Source organism: Erwinia aphidicola, from assembly GCF_024169515.1.
Lineage (GTDB): Bacteria > Pseudomonadota > Gammaproteobacteria > Enterobacterales > Enterobacteriaceae > Erwinia > Erwinia aphidicola.
Map to the genome: position 1 here is coordinate 1,886,952 of NZ_JAMKCQ010000001.1, position 16,675 is coordinate 1,903,626.

13 protein-coding genes and 1 riboswitch are annotated in these 16,675 nt (G+C 56.3%); of the genes, 8 read left to right on the forward strand and 5 right to left on the reverse strand.

Going from position 1 to position 16,675, the window contains the following annotated elements; translation table 11 throughout:
- Positions 1-199: 199 nt before the first annotated feature.
- Entirely contained in the window at positions 200-2,851 is a 2,652-nt protein-coding gene (gene ppc / locus J2Y91_RS08740; RefSeq protein ID WP_133622281.1) for a phosphoenolpyruvate carboxylase, read from the reverse strand.
- 245 nt (positions 2,852-3,096) lie between these two features.
- The gene (gene argE, locus J2Y91_RS08745; RefSeq protein WP_133622280.1) at positions 3,097-4,248 is read right to left on the reverse strand and encodes an acetylornithine deacetylase; all 1,152 of its coding nucleotides are present in this window, start codon (positions 4,246-4,248) and stop codon (positions 3,097-3,099) included.
- Between the two features lie 122 nt (positions 4,249-4,370).
- Between argE and argB the strand changes: the two genes are divergently transcribed.
- The 3 genes from argB to argH all read left to right on the forward strand — a co-directional run bounded on the left by argB (position 4,371) and on the right by argH (position 7,852).
- Positions 4,371-5,147, forward strand: a complete 777-nt coding sequence (gene argB, locus J2Y91_RS08750; RefSeq protein ID WP_133622279.1) for an acetylglutamate kinase — start codon at positions 4,371-4,373, stop codon at positions 5,145-5,147.
- A 26-nt stretch (positions 5,148-5,173) separates the two neighbouring features.
- On the forward strand, positions 5,174-6,388 hold the full coding sequence (locus J2Y91_RS08755) for an argininosuccinate synthase (RefSeq protein WP_048914291.1): 1,215 nt from the start codon (positions 5,174-5,176) through the stop codon (positions 6,386-6,388).
- A gap of 90 nt (positions 6,389-6,478) precedes the next feature.
- A complete protein-coding gene (gene argH / locus J2Y91_RS08760; protein ID WP_048914292.1) occupies positions 6,479-7,852 on the forward strand; it encodes an argininosuccinate lyase in 1,374 nt (457 codons plus the stop codon).
- Between the two features lie 73 nt (positions 7,853-7,925).
- Here the strand turns inward: argH and J2Y91_RS08765 are convergent, their stop codons facing one another.
- Positions 7,926-8,657 (reverse strand): glutathione peroxidase, encoded by a 732-nt coding sequence (locus J2Y91_RS08765; protein ID WP_048914293.1) that lies wholly within the window; start codon positions 8,655-8,657, stop codon positions 7,926-7,928.
- A gap of 135 nt (positions 8,658-8,792) precedes the next feature.
- Here J2Y91_RS08765 and oxyR point away from each other — a divergent pair, with 135 nt between their 5' ends.
- Positions 8,793-9,713: a DNA-binding transcriptional regulator OxyR gene (oxyR, locus tag J2Y91_RS08770; RefSeq protein ID WP_048914294.1), complete on the forward strand. Its 921-nt coding sequence runs from the start codon at positions 8,793-8,795 to the stop codon at positions 9,711-9,713.
- Here the strand turns inward: oxyR and sthA are convergent.
- Complete coding sequence (sthA, locus tag J2Y91_RS08775; RefSeq protein ID WP_048914295.1) at positions 9,696-11,096, reverse strand: Si-specific NAD(P)(+) transhydrogenase; 1,401 nt, start codon at positions 11,094-11,096, stop codon at positions 9,696-9,698. The two genes, oxyR and sthA, sit on opposite strands and share 18 nt — an antisense overlap.
- 191 nt (positions 11,097-11,287) lie before the next feature.
- Here sthA and fabR point away from each other — a divergent pair, with 191 nt between their 5' ends.
- Together fabR and J2Y91_RS08785 are read left to right on the forward strand one after the other, a co-directional pair.
- Positions 11,288-11,929 (forward strand): HTH-type transcriptional repressor FabR, encoded by a 642-nt coding sequence (gene fabR, locus J2Y91_RS08780; protein WP_048914299.1) that lies wholly within the window; start codon positions 11,288-11,290, stop codon positions 11,927-11,929.
- A 12-nt stretch (positions 11,930-11,941) separates the two neighbouring features.
- Positions 11,942-12,295, forward strand: a complete 354-nt coding sequence (locus J2Y91_RS08785; RefSeq protein ID WP_048914300.1) for a YijD family membrane protein — start codon at positions 11,942-11,944, stop codon at positions 12,293-12,295.
- A 38-nt stretch (positions 12,296-12,333) separates the two neighbouring features.
- Here the strand turns inward: J2Y91_RS08785 and trmA are convergent, their stop codons facing one another.
- Positions 12,334-13,434 (reverse strand): tRNA (uridine(54)-C5)-methyltransferase TrmA, encoded by a 1,101-nt coding sequence (trmA, locus tag J2Y91_RS08790; protein WP_253537886.1) that lies wholly within the window; start codon positions 13,432-13,434, stop codon positions 12,334-12,336.
- A 123-nt stretch (positions 13,435-13,557) separates the two neighbouring features.
- Positions 13,558-13,739: riboswitch (cobalamin riboswitch) on the forward strand.
- Between the two features lie 67 nt (positions 13,740-13,806).
- Here trmA and btuB point away from each other — a divergent pair.
- Both btuB and murI read left to right on the forward strand, forming a co-directional pair.
- Complete coding sequence (btuB, locus tag J2Y91_RS08795; protein ID WP_253537889.1) at positions 13,807-15,690, forward strand: TonB-dependent vitamin B12 receptor BtuB; 1,884 nt, start codon at positions 13,807-13,809, stop codon at positions 15,688-15,690.
- Positions 15,635-16,486 (forward strand): glutamate racemase, encoded by an 852-nt coding sequence (gene murI, locus J2Y91_RS08800; RefSeq protein ID WP_048914303.1) that lies wholly within the window; start codon positions 15,635-15,637, stop codon positions 16,484-16,486. The genes btuB and murI overlap by 56 nt, the downstream gene beginning before the upstream one ends.
- Positions 16,487-16,675: the final 189 nt, after the last annotated feature.

The window sequence follows — 16,675 nt, forward strand, 5'->3', positions numbered from 1 at the left end:
TGTAGGGGCCGATCATTTTTTCCGATCGGCCCGTGCCGACGATTTCCACAGGTCGTGATGACGATCATTTTTTCCGATCGGCCCGTGCCGACGATTTCCACAGGTCGTGATGACGATCATTTTTTCCGATCGGCCCGTGCCGATGATTTCCACCGGCCACGATGACGATGATTTTTTTCGATCGGCCCGCGTTACCGGATTAACCGGTATTGCGCATCCCCGCCGCCACCCCGGCGATAGTGACCATCAGCGCCTGCTCGACGCGGGCATCCGGCTCGCCGCCTTCTGCTTCCTGCTGGCGTGAACGGTGCAGCAGCTCTGCCTGCAGCACGTTCAGCGGGTCGGTATAGACGTTACGCAGCGCAATCGACTCGGCAATCCACGGCTGGTCGGCCATCAGATGCGAGTCATTGGCGATGGTCAGCACCGCTTTAATATCGGAATCCAGCTGGTCGCGCAGCTGTTTACCCAGCGACCACAGGGATTTGTCGACCAGGCGCTGATCGTAATATTCCGCCAGCCACAGGTCAGCCTTCGAGAACACCATTTCCAGCATCCCGAGGCGAGTAGAGAAGAACGGCCAGTCGCGACACATGGCTTCCAGCGTTGCCTGGTGGCCATCTTCCATTGCTTTCTGCAGGCCGGCACCGGCACCCAGCCAGGCGGGCAGCATCAGGCGGTTCTGCGTCCAGGCGAAGATCCACGGGATAGCACGCAGCGACTCGACGCCGCCGGTCGGACGGCGCTTGGCAGGGCGTGAACCCAGCGGCAGCTTGGCCAGCTCCAGCTCCGGCGTTGCCGAGCGGAAGTACGGCACGAAGTCCGCATGCTCGCGCACGTAGCCGCGGTACATGTTGCAGGAGACATCGGACAGCTGGTCCATGATCTCGCGCCACTCCGCTTTTGGCTCCGGCGGCGGCAGCAGGTTGGCTTCGAGGATCGCCCCGGTGTAGAGCGACAGGCTGCTGATGGTCACTTCCGGCAGGCCGTACTTAAAGCGGATCATCTCGCCCTGCTCGGTGACGCGCAGGCCGCCCTTCAGGCTGCCCGGAGGCTGTGACAGCAGCGCGGCGTGTGCCGGTGCGCCGCCACGGCCGATAGAACCGCCGCGCCCGTGGAACAGCGTCAGGGTGATACCGGCCTTCTCGCAGGTTTTGATCAGCGCATCCTGAGCCTGATACTGCGCCCAGCTGGCTGCCATCACCCCGGCATCTTTCGCCGAGTCGGAATAGCCAATCATCACCATCTGTTTGCCCTGAATCAGGCCGCGATACCAGTCGATATTCAGCAGCTGGCTCATCACGTCGTTGGCGTTGTTCAGGTCATCGAGGGTTTCAAACAGCGGCGCTACCGGCATCGCGTAATTTATCCCGGACTCTTTCAGCAGCAGGTGAACCGCCAGCACGTCCGACGGCGTTTTCGCCATGGAGATCACGTAGGCCGCGATCGAGCCTTTTGGCACTTCTGCCGCCACGCGGCAGGTTTCCAGCACCTCTTTGGTGTCGGCGCTTGGCTCCCACTGGCGCGGCAGCAGCGGACGTTTAGAGCTTAGCTCGCGGATCAGGAAGGCCTGTTTGTCGGCTTCTGACCAGCTCTCATAATCACCAAGGCCAAGGTAGCGGGTAATTTCGGCAATGGCTTCGGTGTGGCGGGTGCTCTCCTGACGGATATCGATACGCACCAGCGGTACGCCGAAGCACTTCACGCGGCGCAGGGTATCGAGCAGCTGGCCGTTGGCGATAATGCCCATGCCACAGGCTTGCAGTGACTGATAGCAGGTATAGAGCGGGTCCCACAGCTGGTCGTTGGAGATCAGCAGGTTGGCCGGGCGCGGCAGGCGCTCGCCCTTCAGACGGCGCTCCAGATAGGCCTGGGTGCTCATCAGCTGGCCGCGCAGGTTTTTCATGATCTCGCGGTACGGCTCCAGCGCTTCCGGGTTGCCGCACAGCTCGCGCACTTCTGGCGTACATTCCGACATCGACAGCTCAGAGACCAGCACGGCGATATCACGCAGGAACAGATCGGTGGCTTTCCAGCGGCTGAGCTGCAGCACATGGCGGGTTATGTCGGCGGTGACGTTCGGGTTGCCGTCACGGTCGCCGCCCATCCACGAGGTGAACTGTACCGGGACAAAATCGACCGGCAGCTGATAGCCAAAGGACTCTTCAACCTGCTCGTTCAGCTCGCGCAGGAAGTTAGGCACCCCTTCCCACAGGCTGTTTTCAACCACAGCAAAGCCCCATTTGGCTTCATCAATCGGGGAAGGGCGGTATTTGCGAATTTCATCGGTGTGCCAGGCCTGGGCGACCAGCTGGCGCAGGCGGCGCATGATCTGCCCACGGTCATAGTCGGACAGGTCGTTGTGATCCAACTGCTTAAGGCAGCTGTTCACTTCCACCAGTTTGTGGATCAGGGTACGGCGGGTAATTTCAGTCGGGTGCGCGGTAAGAACAAGTTCCAGCGACAGGGATTCAATGGCCTCACGAACGGCGGCTTCGGTCAGGTCCGGCTGCTGCTTCAGGCGTTCAAAGGTGTTCGCCAGCAGCTCTGTCTGATTCGGGCCTTCGCCCTTTGGTGAAATGGTGTGGTACTGCTCGGCCACGTTGGTCAGATTGAGGAACTGACTGAACGCGCGGGCGACCGGCAGCAGTTCATCGTTGGACAAATTTTGCAGCGTGGTCAGCAGTTCCTGACGGTGGGCATCATTTCCCGCACGTGATGACTTGGAGAGCTTACGGATTGTTTCAACCCGATCGAGAATGTTCTCTCCCAGAGCATCCTTAATTGTATCCCCGAGCAGTTTGCCGAGCATACTGACATTACTTCGCATTGCGGAATATTGTTCGTTCATATGACCCCTGACACCCTTCTTGTATTTGTTACTTTATTTCACCCTTATGGGCATAACGCAGCCTTTTATCTAGCCACGTTAAGAACCATTCGTCAATTGACTTAAATCTGCCCCATTGTGGTGCTAACTTGCGGGAATTTATGAAATTTAATGGCGACGGAGTGAGATAAGTTATTCTTATCATCCCGAATAATTGAAATCAGGGGCAAACGGCTGTTTTCACAGTCAATTGCCCCGATTTTCACTTAGTGATAGCAAAAATGATGCACCACCTGGGCGATCAGTTCGCGAGTCGGCTTAATAAATGCGGTATCGATAAATTCATCCGGCTGGTGTGCCTGATTGATCGATCCCGGGCCTAAAACCAGCGTCGGGCAGATTTCCTGAATAAACGGTGCTTCGGTGCAGTAGTTCACCACTTCGGTTTCGGTCCCCAGCAGTTTCTCCACCACCTGCACCAGCTGGTGCTCACGCGGGCATTCGTAGCCCGGGATTGGCGGGTGCAGTTCACCCACGGTCAGTCGACCCGGCCAGCGCGCACTGACCGGGGCCAGCGCGTCATTCAGCAGCTCATCGAGATCGCTTAACGTCAGCCCCGGCAGCGGGCGGATATCCATATGCAGCTCGCAGCAGGCGCAGATACGGTTGGCCGCATCACCGCCGCTGATGTGGCCGAAGTTCATGGTCGGATAAGGAATGGCGAAGCCGTCGTGGTGGAAGCGTGTCTTCAGCGTGTTGCGCAGCGCCATCAGCTGGGTGATTGACTCATGCATCAGCTCAATGGCATTGACGCCGCGCCCCGGATCGCTGGAGTGGCCGGACTGGCCCTGAATGCGGATCACGTTAGACAGATGGCCTTTGTGCGCCCGCACCGGTTTCAGCGAGGTAGGCTCACCGATTATCGCGCAGTCCGGGCGTAGCGTGGTGGATTCAGAAAAGAATTTCGCCCCGGCCATGGTGGTCTCTTCATCGGCGGTGGCGAGGATATACAGCGGCTTTTTCAGCGCTGACACGTCAATATCACGCAGGGTGTCTAAAATAAAGGCGAAGAAACCTTTCATGTCGGCGGTGCCGAGGCCGTAAAGCTTGTTGTCGTGCTCGGTCAGAGTGAACGGGTCGCGCGTCCAGCGGCCATCGTCAAACGGCACCGTGTCGGTGTGACCGGCCAACAGCAGGCCACCTGCGCCTTCGCCGCTCTTCGCCAGCATATTGAATTTGTTGCGCGTGCCGGGCACCGGCTGCACTTCCACGCTGAAGCCCAGATCGCGGAACCAGCCGGCCAGCAAACTGATTAAAGTTTCATTACTCTGGTCGAGCGCGCTGTCGGTGGCGCTGATTGATGGCGTTGCAATCAGTTGGCGGTAAATCTCAATAAAAGGGGGTAATTTTGTCTTCACTGTTGACAGTCCTTGGGTTAGGATAGTATCAATATTCATGCACTAATAGTGAATAAAAATACAATATCAGCGACCAGATGGAAACCGATAATTCTATCTATCACAGAGAGCGAGTTGAGTTGATGACCAATCCGTTAATTATCAAGTTAGGCGGTGTGCTGCTGGACAGCGAAGAGGCGCTTGAGCGTCTGTTTACTGCACTGGTTAGCTACCGTACCACGCATCAGCGACCGCTGCTGATCGTTCACGGTGGCGGCTGCCTGGTCGATGAACTGATGAGCAAGCTGGCGCTGCCGGTGAAGAAGAAAAACGGTTTGCGCGTCACTCCCGCCGATCAGATCGACATTATCACCGGGGCGCTGGCGGGTACAGCGAACAAAACCCTGCTGGCCTGGTCGAAAAAACATGGCATTGATGCTGTTGGCCTGTGTCTCGGCGACGGCGGCAGTGTTGAGGTGGCACAGTTTGATGATGAACTGGGTCACGTGGGGCTGGCAACGCCGGGTTCCCCACGCCTGATTACTACGCTGCTGGGCGCGGGCTATCTGCCCGTGGTCAGCTCAATCGGCATCACCGCTGATGGCCTGCTGATGAACGTCAACGCTGACCAGGCGGCGACGGCACTGGCCGCGACGCTGGGTGCCGATCTGGTCCTGCTCTCGGACGTTAGCGGTATTCTCGATGCTAACAAGCAGCGCATCGAAGAGATGACGGCGGAAAAAGCCGGGCAGCTGATCGCTGACGGGGTGATTACCGACGGTATGATCGTTAAAGTAAATGCCGCACTGGAAGCCGCCCGTACTCTGGGCCGCCCGGTGGATATCGCCAGCTGGCGCCATGCCGAACAGCTGCCGACCCTATTTAACGGCGTGTCCATCGGCACCCGTATCCTCGCTTAAACAGAAACGTTTTCAAGGAAAAGACAATGCAAGACAAAAGCATCAAAAAAATCGTACTGGCTTACTCCGGCGGTCTGGACACTTCGGCCATCATTCCATGGCTGAAAGAGAACTACGGCGGGTGTGAAGTGGTGGCGTTCGTGGCGGATATCGGTCAGGAACGTGGCGATCTGGAAGGCGTTGAGCAGAAAGCGTTACAGTCCGGTGCGTCAGAATGTCACGTGGTGGACCTGCGTGAAGAGTTCATCAGCGAGTACGTTTATCCGGTGCTGCAGACCGGTGCGCTGTATGAAGGCACTTACCTGCTGGGGACGTCGATGGCGCGCCCAATCATTGCTAAAGCGCAGGTTGAGCTGGCGCTGAAAGTGGGGGCTGATGCCCTGTGCCACGGCGCAACCGGTAAAGGTAACGACCAGGTACGTTTCGAAACCACCTACACTGCGCTGGCTCCACAGCTGAAAGTGGTCGCGCCATGGCGTGAGTGGAACCTGCGTTCCCGTGAAGCGCTGCTGGACTATCTGAAAGAGCGTAATATCCCGACCACCGCGTCGCTGGAGAAAATCTACAGCCGTGACGAAAATGCGTGGCACATCTCTACCGAAGGCGGCGTGCTGGAAAGCCCGTGGAATGCCCCGAACAAAGATTGCTGGGTGTGGACCGTCGATCCGCTGGAAGCACCGGATCAGCCTGAGCAGGTTACCGTTTCCGTAGAGAAAGGCCGCGTGGTTGCCGTCAATGGTGAAGCGCTTAGCCCGTTCGGCTGCCTGGACAAACTGAATGCCATTGGTGCGCGTCACGGCGTGGGCCGTATCGACATCGTGGAAAACCGTCTGGTGGGCATCAAGTCCCGCGGCTGCTACGAAACGCCTGGCGGCACCATCATGGTTAACGCGCTGCGCGCGGTTGAGCAGCTGGTTCTGGACCGTGACAGCTTCAAATGGCGTGAGCAGCTGGGCCTGGAAATGTCCTATGTCGTTTATGACGGTCGCTGGTTCGCACCGCTGCGTAAATCCATTCAGGCTTCTGCCGCTGCACTGGCGGAAGATGTGAACGGCGAAGTGGTGCTGCAGCTGTACAAAGGCCAGGTGACCGCTATCCAGAAGAAATCGGCCAACAGCCTCTATTCTGAAGAGTTCGCCACCTTCGGCGAAGACGAAGTGTACGATCACCGTCACGCGGGCGGCTTTATCCGTCTGTTCTCGCTCTCTTCACGCATCCGCGCGCTGAACGAGAAGAAGTAATATTTCGGGCGAGGTAACTCGCCCCTACAGGCATTCGTAGGGGCGGCACATGTGCCGCCCTTATTACATTATTTGAAGGGAGTACGCATCATGGCACTTTGGGGTGGACGGTTTACGCAGGCTGCAGATCAACGTTTCAAGTTATTCAATGACTCACTGCGCTTCGACTATCGTCTGGCAGAGCAGGACATCACCGGTTCCGTTGCCTGGTCCAAAGCGCTGGTGACCGTCAATGTTTTAACCTCCGATGAGCAGCAGCAGCTGGAAGGCGCGCTGAATGTTCTTTTGGAAGAAGTGCGCGCGAATCCACAGCAGATTCTGGAAAGTGACGCCGAAGATATTCACAGCTGGGTGGAAGGCAAGCTGATCGACAAAGTCGGTTCGCTGGGCAAAAAGCTCCATACCGGCCGTAGCCGTAACGATCAGGTCGCGACCGACCTGAAACTGTGGTGTAAGGCGCAGGTCAGCGAGCTGCTGATCGCCACACGTCAGTTCCAGCAGGCGCTGATCGCCACCGCGGAAGCCAATCAGGACGCGGTGATGCCGGGTTATACCCACCTGCAGCGCGCCCAGCCGGTGACGTTTGCACACTGGTGCCTTGCCTATGTTGAGATGCTGGCGCGCGACGAAAGCCGCCTGCAGGACACGCTGAAGCGCCTTGACGTCAGCCCGCTGGGCTGTGGCGCACTGGCAGGAACCGCCTATGAAATCGACCGCGAGCAGCTGGCCGGCTGGTTAGGCTTTGCCTCTGCCACCCGCAACAGCCTTGATACCGTTTCTGACCGCGATCATGTGCTGGAGCTGCTGTCCGATGCGTCTATCGGTATGGTGCACCTGTCGCGCTTTGCCGAAGATCTGATCTTCTTCAATACCGGTGAGGCGGGCTTTGTTGAGCTGTCTGATAAAGTGACTTCCGGCTCTTCCCTGATGCCGCAGAAGAAAAACCCGGACGCGCTGGAGTTGATCCGTGGCAAAGTGGGCCGCGTACAGGGTGCCCTGACCGCGATGAGCATGACGCTGAAAGGCCTGCCGCTGGCGTACAACAAAGATATGCAGGAAGACAAAGAAGGGCTGTTCGACGCGCTCGATACCTGGTCTGACTGTCTGCATATGGCGGCACTGGTGCTGGATGGCATTCAGGTGAAACGTCCGCGCTGCCAGGAAGCGGCCGAGCAGGGCTATGCTAACTCCACCGAGCTGGCGGATTATCTGGTCGCCAAAGGCGTACCGTTCCGTGAAGCGCACCATATTGTTGGTGAAACCGTGGTGGAAGCGATCAAGCAGGGCGTGGCGCTGGAAGCACTGAAGTTATCTGATTTGCAGAAGTTCAGCAGCGTGATTGGCGAGGATGTTTACCCGATCCTGTCGCTGCAATCCTGCCTCGACAAGCGTAATGCGCAAGGCGGCGTCTCACCGCATCAGGTATCGAAAGCGATTACCGCAGCGAAGCAGCGTCTGGCGTAATCACGCTGTGGGTCGGCAAGTCCGACCCCAGGGTAAAGTTGTAGGGGATGGGCATACCCATCCCCTTTTTGTTTTACGCCGCGAAGAACTGCTCTAAATCATCGCTGCCGCCGATGTGGCGCCCGCCGATAAACACCTGCGGCACGGTGGAGCGGCCGCTAACGGCACGCAGGCTGACGGTGGTCGCATCCTGGCCCAGCACGATCTCTTCAAACTGAATCCCACGGTCAATCAGCATCTGTTTTGCCTTGGCGCAGAACGGGCAGCCCGGCTTGCTGAACAGGGAAACGGACTCCTGCACCTTATATTCCGGCGCAACATAGCGCAGCATGGTATCCGCATCGGACACTTCAAACGGGTCGCCCGGCTTGTTTGGTTCGACAAACATTTTCTCTACCACGCCGTTGCGCACCAGCATTGAGTAGCGCCATGAGCGCGGACCAAAGCCAAGGTCGGCTTTCTCAACCAGCATCTCCATACCGCGGGTGAAATCCCCGTTGCCATCGGGAATAAAGGTGATATTCCCGGCGCGCTGATCGGCTTTCCAGGCGTTCATCACAAAGGTGTCATTGACCGACACGCACAGGATGCTGTCCACGCCATGTTTTTTGAACACGTCGGACAGCTCGTTATAGCGCGGCAGATGGCTGGAGGAGCAGGTTGGGGTAAATGCGCCCGGCAGTGAAAAGACGATCACCGTTTTATCTTTAAACAGCTCATCAGTGGTGACGTCGACCCAGCTATCGCCCTGACGCGTGTGAAAAGTGACCTGCGGGATTGATTTACCTTCCTGACTTGCAAACATAAAAGACCTCTTAATAAACGGATAAGGCTGCTGTATTTCTGCAGGGGCACATTATTGTCATTCAGGCTTGATAGGGATAATCGTTGGTTGCTATGCTATCTATCGTCACGGGCTATCGTGGAATAGAGGATTGAGATGAACATTCGTGATCTGGAGTATCTGGTTTCGCTGGCGGAACATCGCCATTTTCGCCGTGCCGCCGATGCCTGCCATGTCAGCCAGCCAACGCTGAGCGGGCAGATCCGCAAGCTGGAAGATGAGCTGGGCGTGATGCTGCTGGAGCGCACCAGCCGCAAAGTGTTATTCACCCAGGCCGGGCTGCTGCTGGTGGATCAGGCGCGTACCGTGCTGCGCGAAGTGAAAGTGCTGAAAGAGATGGCCAGCCAGCAGGGCGAGGCGATGTCCGGCCCGCTGCATATCGGCCTGATCCCAACTGTTGGCCCGTATCTGCTGCCGCAGATTATTCCTTCGCTGCATCGGACCTTCCCGAAGCTGGAGATGTATCTGCACGAAGCGCAGACTCAGCAGCTGCTGGCGCAGCTCGATAGCGGCAAGCTGGACTGTGCCATTCTGGCGCTGGTGAAAGAGTCGGAAGCGTTTATTGAAGTCCCGCTGTTTGACGAACCGATGAAGCTGGCAATCTATGCCGATCATCCATGGCATGAGCGCGATCGCGTGCCGATGTCGGATCTGGCCGGTGAGAAGCTGCTGATGCTGGAAGACGGACACTGTCTGCGCGATCAGGCGATGGGCTTCTGCTTCCAGGCGGGTGCCGATGAAGATACGCACTTCCGCGCAACCAGTCTGGAAACGCTGCGTAATATGGTGGCGGCAGGCAGCGGGATTACGCTGTTGCCATCGCTGGCGGTGCCTAAGGAGAGAGTACGCGATGGGGTGTGTTATCTCGACTGTTATAAGCCGGTTCCACAGCGCACCATCGCGTTAGTGTATCGCCCCGGTTCACCTCTGCGCGGCCGCTATGAGCAGCTGGCTGAGGCGATCCGTGAACATATGCAGGGCGTGATGAGCAGCGGCGCGTTAAAACAGGCGGTTTAAGCCGTTTAGCGCCGCCACCCGGTAGGCTTCCGCCATTGTCGGGTAGTTAAAGGTGGTATTCACGAAGTACTCAATCGTGTTGCCACCGTTTTTCTGCTCCATAATCGCCTGACCGATGTGAATGATCTCCGCAGCACGCTCGCCGAAGCAGTGAATGCCGAGGATCTCTTTGGTCTCGCGGTGGAACAGGATTTTCAGGCTACCGACGTTCATGCCAACGATCTGCGCACGCGCCAGGTGTTTAAACTGCGCACGGCCCACTTCGTAAGGCACCTTCATCGCCGTCAGCTGCTGCTCGGTTTTACCAACGGAGCTGATTTCCGGGATGGTATAGATACCGGTTGGGATATCTTCAATCAGGTGTGCGGTCGCTTCACCTTTTACCATTGCCTGGGCAGCAATACGGCCCTGATCGTAGGCGGCAGACGCCAGGCTTGGGTAACCAATCACATCCCCCACCGCGTAGATATGCGGCTGCGCCGTCTGGTACATGCTGTTAACCTTCAACAGACCACGACCATCCGCCTCCAGACCGACGTTTTCCAGCGACAGTGAGTCGGTGTTACCGGTACGGCCATTGGCGTAAAGCAGGCAGTCGGCTTTCAATTTTTTGCCGGATTTCAGATGCATAATCACGCCATCTGCCACCCCTTCAATTTTCTCAAACTCTTCGTTATGACGAATAACGACGCCATTGTTCCAGAAGTGGTAGGAAAGCGAGTCTGACATTTCCTGATCGAGGAACGCCAGCAGGCGGTCGCGGGTGTTGATCAGGTCAACCTTGACCGACAGGCCACGGAAAATTGACGCGTACTCACAGCCGATCACCCCGGCGCCATAGATAATCACATGGTCCGGTTCGTGGTGCAGGTTGAGGATAGAGTCGCTGTCGTAGATGCGTGGATGGGCAAAGTCGACATCCGGCGGATGATAAGGGCGTGAACCGCAGGCGATAACGAATTTGCTGGCGGTCAGGCGTTCAATCGTGCCGTCATGGCTTTCAACTTCGATGGTGTTGGCATCAACAAAACGTGCATCACCCTGGAACAGCTCACAGTGATTACGCTCGTAGAAACCCTGACGCATGCGGGTTTGCTGGCTGATAACGTTTTCGGTGTGATTCAGAATGTCGGCAAAAGAAGAACGCAGAAGACGTGTGTGGTCGCTATACAGTGGGTTCTGGTTAAACTCGATAATGCGGCTGACGGCGTGGCGCAGCGCTTTCGAAGGGATGGTTCCCCAGTGTGTACACCCGCCGCCGATATTGTGGTAGCGCTCGATAACGGCAATGCGCGCTCCCTGTTTCACCAGCCCCATTGCGGCACCTTCACCGCCCGGACCGGAACCAATAACAATGGCGTCGTAATCATAAGACTGTTGCATACCAATACGTCCTATTTCTTATACAATTTTACAACGAGATTCTAACATCTCAGCGCGCAGTTCCCAATTGTAACCGTATTTTTTGCCATCAATTGCCAAATTACAGGGTTAACAGGCGTTCACAAAGTTTGGCCCACTGTACGCTGAAATTTTTGCTATAGTGCCCCCTTGCAGGCAAAACAGGCACTAATATGGGCGTCAGAGCGCAGCAAAAAGAACGTACACGGCGTACACTTATCGAAGCGGCGTTTAGTCAATTAAGCGCCGAGCGGAGTTTCGCCAGCCTTAGCCTGAGGGAAGTTGCCCGCGAAGCCGGTATCGCCCCAACGTCATTTTATCGTCACTTTCGTGATGTAGATGAATTAGGGCTGACCATGGTGGATGAGAGCGGCCTGATGCTGCGTCAGTTGATGCGCCAGGCGCGTCAGCGTATTGCCAAAGGTGGCAGCGTGATCCGCACTTCCGTCTCCACCTTTATGGAATTTATCGGCGATAACCCAAATGCCTTTCGCCTGTTACTGCGTGAACGTTCAGGAACCTCCGCTGCATTTCGTGCTGCGGTGGCGCGTGAAATTCAGCACTTTATCGCCGAACTGGCCGACTATCTGGAAATAGAAAACCGCATGCCGCGCAGCTTTACTGAAGCGCAGGCGGAAGCGATGGTCATTATTGTGTTTAATGCCGGTGCGGAAGCGCTGGATATTGACGCTGAACAGCGCCGCCAGCTGGAAGAACGACTGGTGCTGCAGCTGCGGATGATCTCGAAAGGGGCGTACTACTGGTATCGTCGTGAACAGGAGAGGCTGGCGGTGACGCTGGAATCCAAAGACTAAAAGGGTGGTGACATGAATTTAGCTACGAGCCGGGACAAGGGAACGCTACTGCTGACCTTTATTGCCGGGCTTTCACTCAACGGTTCATTTTCGGTACTGTTCAGTTCACTGGTACCATTTTCTATCTTCCCGCTCATCACGCTGTGCCTTGCTGCCTGGTGCCTGCATCAGCGCTATCTGAACCGTGCAATGCCGGACGGGATGCCTTCGCTGGCCGCTGCGTTTTTCCTGCTTGGTATTCTGCTGTATAGCGCAATGGTGCGGGCGGAATACCCTGATATCGGTTCGAATTTTGTGCCGACCGTGCTGATGGTGGTAGTGGTGTTCTGGATCGCGATGAAGTGGCGAGCACGTAAAGTTAGCTGAATACAGCCGGGCGACAGGCGTCGCCCGACAATCATTTATCAGCGGCGAGTCAATAGCACGCCGCACTCCATATGATGGGTATACGGGAACTGGTCGAACAGCGCCAGGCGCGTCACCTCATGCGTAGCCGACAGCGTGGCGAGGTTATCACACAGCGTCTGCGGGTTGCAGGAGATATACAGGATGCGTGGATAAGCCTGCACCATCTTCACCGTTTCCTCATCCAGACCGCTGCGCGGTGGGTCGACGAAGATGGTTTCGCACTCGTAGCTGGTCAGATCGATCCCTTCCAACCTTCTGAAGCTCCTTTCGCCGTTCATCGCCTGGGTAAACTCTTCTGCCGCCATGCGAATGATCTGCACGTTATCGATCTGGTTCACCGCGATATTGTACTGCGCAGAGGCGACGGAAGGCTTGGCGATCTCGGTCGCCAGCACCCGACGGAAGTTGCGCGCCAGCGCCAGTGAGAAGTTGCCATTGCCGCAGTACAGCTCCAGCAGGTCACCGCTTGAATTGCGCGTGGTATCCAGCGCCCACTCCAGCATCTGCACATTCATTGCCGCATTCGGCTGAGTGAAGCTGTTCTCCACCTGGCGGTAGATCATCTCGCGCCCGTCGATAGTCAGACGCTCGTCGACATAGTCGCGGTCGAGGCAGATTTTAGTCTTGGTGGCGCGGCCAATCAGATGCAGATCAAACCCTTCGGCACGCAGCGCGTCGCGCAGAGCGCTGGCGGCCTGCTGCCACTCTTCATCCAGTTTGCGGTGATACAGCAGGGAGACCACGATCTGGCCGCTGACCGTTGACAGATAGTCAATCTGGAACAGCTTAAAGCGCAGAACGTGCTGCTCTCGGGCAGCGGCAATCAGGCGCGGCATCAGGCGGTTAATCAGCTCGCTGGCTGCCGGGAAGCTGTCGACGCGGATGCGATCGCGCGTCTCCTGATCGAAAATGATGTGGTAGAGGTCATCACCGTCATGCCAGACGCGGAATTCGGCGCGCATCCGATAGTGGCTCACCGGTGAACGGAAGACTTCGACCTCGGGAGCGTTAAACACGGACATCATCGACGTCAGACGTGTCACTTTCTCGGCGAGTTGGTCATCGTATTGTTCAATAGGCAGCTGTTCGGGCGTCATGGTTATTCCTGAATATTTGGCGGTGATAGCCGGGCGATTGTAGGGATTCTTTAACTCATGTCCAGTATTGTGCAAAAATCGTCATTTATGGATGTCTGGATATCTGGATTTCTAATTTTATTGAACTTAAACTGCGGCTCCGGCCTCCCCGCGAGTTAAAAGGGAATCCAGTGCAAATCTGGAGCTGACGCGCAGCGGTAAAGAATGTCGTGACAATAGCGTAACGCAGACACTGTCTCAGGACGGGAAGTCATTGCCACCTAACGATTCTGAGCCCGAAGACCTGCCGGGTTAACGTCGCATTTCTTACGATCATCGCGTGCTATCGATCGTATGCCTGCGGCATCCTGCACTTCTATTGGATGCTTGGTCATGATAACAACAAAAAACACGCTGCTGGCGTTTAGCGCTACGGCGATTTCCCTCTGGGCGCAAAACGGCTTTGCACAAGTCAGTAATGAAGAGACGCAGGTGGTGACAGCGAATCGTTTTGCACAACCCGTCTCTTCCGTGCTGGCACCCACGACGGTCGTCATAAAAGAGCAGATCGACCGCTGGCAGTCGAAAACGCTGACGGATGTGATGCGCCGCTTGCCCGGCGTCAATATCGCTCAGAACGGCGGAATGGGCCAGCAAAGCTCGCTGTTTATCCGCGGAACCAACTCTAACCACGTGCTGGTGCTGATTGATGGTATTCGCCTGAATCAGGCGGGCATTAGCGGTGCGTCCGATCTCAGCCAGATCCCGGTTTCTCTGGTTCAGCGCATTGAATATGTGCGCGGGGCGCGCTCAGCCGTCTATGGCTCTGACGCGATTGGTGGCGTGATTAACATCATTACCGGACGTGATAAGCCGGGTACCACGCTGAACGCCGGTATCGGTTCAAATGGCTATCAGTCCTATGACGGTTCCACGCAGCAGCGCCTGGGGGAAAATACCCTGGTGACGCTGGCCGGCAGCTACACCTATACCAAAGGCTACGATGTGGTGGCTGGATACCCGAATGCATTCGGTGACCCTGCCCAGCCGGATCGCGATGGCTTTATGAGTAAATCCCTGTACGGGAACGTGGAGCATCAGTTTAATGATGAGTTCAGCGGATTTTTCCGTGGTTATGGCTTTGACAACCGCTCTGACTATGATGGTTCACTGGTCTACGACAGTTCCTCCTTCGCTTTATTGGGCATGCCGGATACCCGCCAGCTCTATAGCCAAAGCTGGGATACCGGGCTGCGTTTCAACCGCGGGATTTACTCCTCACAGCTGATTGCCAGCTACAGCCACACGAAAGATCTCAACTTTGACCCGTCAAAAGGGCGCTATGGCCCGGCCTCGACGTTAGATGATGTGCAGCAATACAACTTGCAGTGGGGTAATACGCTGGCGGCCGGTTATGGTACGGTTAGCGGCGGCGTTGACTGGCAGAAGCAGACATCAGAACCTGGCACTAATTATGTTGCGGCGGGCCAGGAGCAGCGTAACACCGGCATCTACGCCACCACACAGCAGAAACTGGGTAGCGTGACGCTGGAAGGCGCGGTGCGCGGCGATGACAATAATGCTTTTGGCTGGCATAACACCTGGCAGAGCAGCGCGGCCTGGGAGTTTGTCGATGGCTACAGCGTGTTTGCTTCCTACGGTACTGCTTTTAAGGCTCCTAACCTCAATCAGGTTTACAGCGAAAGCTACGGTAATCGCGATCTGCAGCCTGAGAAAAGCAAGCAGTGGGAAGGGGGCTTTGAAGGGTTAACCGGGCCGGTAAACTGGCGTTTTTCCGGCTATCGTAACGATATCGATGATTTGATCGATTTCGATTCCACCTCGCATTACAGCAATATTAAGAAAGCGCGTATTAAAGGTGTGGAGGCGACGGCGTCCTTTGATACCGGTCCACTGGCGCATACCCTATCTTACGACTATCTTGACCCGCGTAATGCCGTGACCAATGAAGTGCTGGCGCGCCGTGCTAAACAGCAGGTTAAATATCAGCTGGACTGGGCCGTGGCGGAGTTTGACTGGTCCCTGAGCTATCAGTATCTCGGTCAGCGCTATGATACCGACTACAGCGTTTATCCAAGCCCGCGTGTAAAAATGGGCGGCGTAAGCCTGTGGGATCTTGCAGTTTCGTATCCGGTCACATCCCATCTCACCGTTCGTGGTAGAATTGCCAACCTGTTCGATAAAGATTACGAGACAGCGTATGGTTATGAAACCCCTGGACGGGAATACTACCTCAGCGGCAGCTACAACTTCTAAAGAACGCCCCACCGTGCTGGTGTTTGACTCCGGCGTCGGTGGGCTTTCAGTCTATGATGAGATCCGCAAATTGCTGCCGGACCTCCATTATCTCTACGCTTTCGACAACGTTGCCTTTCCTTATGGCGAGAAGTCGGAAGAGTTTATCGTTGAGCGCGTGCTCGCTATCGTTGAAGCGGTCACCCGCCTCTATCCTCTTGCGTTAGTGGTTATCGCCTGTAACTCGGCAAGTACCGTGACGCTGCCGGCCCTGCGCGCACGCTTTGAATTTCCGGTGGTGGGCGTCGTACCTGCCATTAAACCTGCCGCACGCCTGACGCGTAACGGTGTCGTTGGCCTGCTGGCAACGCGCGGCACCGTGAAACGCCCTTATACTCATGAGCTGGTTGCGCGCTTCGGTAGCGAATGCAAAACGGAGATGATCGGTTCGTCAGAACTGGTGGCGCTGGCGGAAGCAAAACTGCATGGGCAACCGGTAGCAATAGAAGAAGTGAAGCGCGTTCTGCAGCCGTGGCTGCGGATGCAGGAGCCACCGGATACGGTGGTGCTGGGCTGTACCCACTTCCCTCTTATTAGCGAAGAGCTGCAACAGGTGCTGCCGGAAGGGACGCGTTTAATAGATTCTGGCGCGGCGATTGCGCGACGCACCGTCTGGTTACTGGAAAATGTATCCCCGCATGCCGTTTCCGCGGATGCCAATATCGCTTTCTGTATGGATATTACTGAACAAGCTGTGCAATTAATGCCCGTTTTACAGCGTTATGGCTTCGAAAAGCTCGAAAAACTGGCTGTTTAAGGGTGTTTAGAGCAAAAAAACAGCACTCAAAAAGTTTTTTGCGATTTGCCCTTGTCAGCCTCCAGAAATTCCCTATAATGCGCCTCCACTGACACGGAACAACGGCTTACAGGCCAGCGTGTTGAGAGGTTCAGGAAGTTCTGAACCGCCGGAAAAACTTCTCAAAAAGAAGTTGACTCCGAAGGAGGA